Below are 849 nucleotides of genomic sequence, written 5' to 3'. Positions count from 1 at the left end.
GGGGCCATCCGACCCCGGGGAGCCTGCCGTGACATCAGTAGCTTCGTCCGTCTTCCGGTTCTTCGGAGCGCCCCCGTGGCGTCGCCCGGTGACGCCGCGCTCGCGCTGGCTCGGCCTGCTGCTCACGGCCGTCCTGGCGCTGCCCTGCGGGAGCCAGGCGCAGCTGCCGCCCGGCTATAACGTGTTCTTCGTCGACCTCGACCAGGACTCCTACGGCGACCCCCGGCAGGCCTACCTCATCAAGAGCGCCACGCCGCCGAGCCGGCTGTGGTCGCCCTGGGGCAACGACCCCGACGACAACGACCCGATGGCCTTCCCGCAGGCACGCCCGAAAGGCAAGCGCCTGATCGCCCAGCAACTGGACACGGCGGCCACCGACCTGCCGGTCCGCGTGCTCGCGGCGCGCGAGCTCGGCGCACAGTCGCTGCTGGTCACGCTGCGCTGGAACGAGCTTGAGCCGACGAGCGGCGCCTACTCCGAGGCGCTGGTGCAATCGCTGGGCCGCATCGCCAGCCAGCTCGCATCGACCAGCCTGACGCTGGTGCTCAGCCTGGACGTCATCGACGGCGCCGGCCTGACCCTGCCCGCCGACCTGGCGGCACGCGTCAACGCCGACCCGCGGGAACTGGCCACGGCGGCCACGGCCGCCCGCGCGGCGGCGGCGATCGACCGCCTGCAGGCCGCGCTCGGCGGCTGGTGCTCAGCCTGGACGTCATCGACGGCGCCGGCCTGACCCTGCCCGCCGACCTGGCGGCACGCGTCAACGCCGACCCGCGGGAACTGGCCACGGCGGCCACGGCCGCCCGCGCGGCGGCGGCGATCGACCGCCTGCAGGCCGCGCTCGGCGGC

The 849-nt window shown here is 74.9% G+C and carries 1 protein-coding gene; it reads left to right on the top strand.

Translation table 11 applies throughout. The annotated features are described in order from the left end of the window. The first annotated feature begins 28 nt into the window (after positions 1-28). On the top strand, positions 29-733 hold the full coding sequence (locus ACXRVZ_RS27660; RefSeq protein WP_458233137.1) for a hypothetical protein: 705 nt from the start codon (positions 29-31) through the stop codon (positions 731-733). The last annotated feature ends 116 nt before the right edge of the window (positions 734-849 follow it).

This window comes from Roseateles sp. P5_E8, assembly GCF_054177665.1.
This window is presented reverse-complemented; position numbering and strand designations above follow the sequence as displayed.